The following is a 2,319-nucleotide window of genomic DNA, read 5'->3' on the forward strand; positions in this document are numbered from 1 at the left end:
GCCAGGCCTGTTGAACCAGAGGCCAAGCTGGTTAGGTTAACAATCGCTTGTTAAGCAGATCTCCCCAGATAAGGACATGGACTTTCACTCCACGCGAGGCGTCGGCAACGGTCAGTTCGAAATCAGCGGTGTCCCTCAGCCTATTCTTGATGCATCGTCCACTCGCAAACAGCAAATTGATCAACGCACACTCGATTTAGGCTTTGACTCTCGCGCCGCGCGAGATGTCGCGACCCTCGACACTCGTAAAAGCAAAACCCACCAGAGTAACGACAACCTCAACAAACAGTGGCAAAGCACCGTAAAAGAGCAAGGGTATGACCCCGCAGAGCTTGTCACCATGGCGCAACAAGTAAAGGAAGCGCAAAATACCCCGCCACTCGGTGAAACCAAAGCCGCGATCAGCAGAGCCATTGACCATCTAGGGCAATACAGCACTGCGTTACACCTTGAAAAAATCATTGAACTCACCGCCTCAGAGTTCACCAAAGGCGGCGTGCAACTCAACGCCCTTGATATCAAAAAAGTCGCGGATGCAATGATTAAACAGGGCGACTTGATAGGACTCAGTCACAAAGGGCAATACACCACCAAAGGCTTAATTGATAACGAACAAGCGCTTATCGACAGCACCCAAGGTCGTGCGCATCACATGCGCACCCACGTTGAATCCAGCACGCTCAACAAGCTCGCTATCTCTGAAAACCAGCAGCGTATACTGACCGACCTGTACCACTCCACCAAACAGTTCCACGTGGTCAATGTGCATGGCTCATCACAAGATATTGCGCAGCAACTACTCAATGTAGGTAATCACAGCGGTAAACGTGTCCAATTTATCTCCCAAAGCGTGAAAGCCAAGGCTGATAGCATGGAGAGCGTACAGCGCAAAAGTCAAACACTCAGCGCTTGGGTTGGTCAGCTCTTTTCAGAAGAGCAGCGCCACACCACCCACAGCTTATTGCAAAGCGATACGCCGCTGACCAATAAAGATGTCTTGCTCATCGATGACGCCAATAAGATGAGCGCCAATGAATTGTTGGCCCTCACCGATAAAGCCAAACAATCGAGCAGTAAAGTGGTGATGCTTAACCGCGTATCAAGCCGTCAGGGATTTAAAGCCAATAACGCTATCTCGCTGTATCAAAAAGGCAATGTGGAGAGTCATTCTTGGGTTGGCAAGCGAGCCAGCAACACCAACGTAAAACTGCATGACAATGATACCGATAGGATAGCGCGGGTGTACGCCGACCTCCCCGATAAAGCCAACACGCAAGTGATTGCCACTTCCAGCGTCGAGCAGCGGCGGTTAACCGAAGCGATACGGGGCCAGCTCAAAAATACCGGCGCCCTCGCCAGACACGAAACCACCCTATTCACTCAAACCCCTCACCACCTCTCTAAAGCGCAACAACCCCTCGTTCAACACTACAAACCAGGCATGACACTCACCCATTGGGAGAAAAACAAACCTCAGAGTTTTGTCATCGCCAGTATCGACAAAGAGAGCAACACCATGACCGCACTCAGCAAACGCGATGGACAATCACACACCTTTGACCCGTCCAGTCGCGCCTTTAAGCACATGAAGATGCAAATCAATAAACCGCAAAGTCTCAATATCGCCCAAGGCGAACGCCTTCAAACGCTAGGCAAACACTTCCCTGCTGGCTTGGACGCGAACCAAAGCTACCTTGTCACTCACATTGACAAAGAAAGCCTCACGCTTGAGAGCAAAGGGGAAACGCAGCGCGTCAACTTAGAGAGCCTAAAAGACGCGCCGCTGCAATACGACTACGTTCATAGCGCCCACCATATTGAGCCAAAAGCCCATACTTTACTGTCAGGCAAAGCATTTACCCTATCTAAGCCCCTGATAAGCGACCTGACTGAAAAAATAGAGCGCCTTGATATCTTCACCGACAAACCAGACAAAGCCCAAAGCGCACTTGAAAAAGAGCAGGTCTCCCCGTCAGCCATTGAGCGTGTACTGCAGACGCAAAACGTCAACGACCGCTACCTAAACGACGCCACCCAAGATTTGCTAAAGCAGGATGTCAGTCAGGCACTGTCAGCACTAGCCAAAGCGCAAAACGCCCCACTCATCGAAAAAGCGGTCAGCTTTGCCCTGAACCACCTCTCAGAGCGAGAAGCGGCTTTTAGCCAAAAAGCCTTAGTAGTGGAAGCGGTGCGTTACGCCTTTGAAGAAGCCGGAGGCTCTATTACCAAAGAGCAGGTTGAAACAGAGCTGAATAAACGCAGCAACACCCTCTCTGCAGAGTACAGTGACGGCACACGCTGGACGACGCAAGCCGCGCT

Annotated in this window: 1 protein-coding gene; it reads left to right on the top strand. The window is 51.1% G+C overall.

The window, feature by feature from the left end; translation table 11 throughout:
- Nucleotides 1-76: 76 nt before the first annotated feature.
- Nucleotides 77-2,319 (top strand): relaxase domain-containing protein (locus tag AB4503_RS25495; RefSeq protein ID WP_372115921.1); only part of this gene is annotated, 2,243 nt, incomplete at its 3' end.

The sequence above is a fragment of the Vibrio sp. 10N.222.55.B11 genome (genome assembly GCF_041473705.1).
GTDB lineage: Bacteria > Pseudomonadota > Gammaproteobacteria > Enterobacterales > Vibrionaceae > Vibrio > Vibrio crassostreae_C.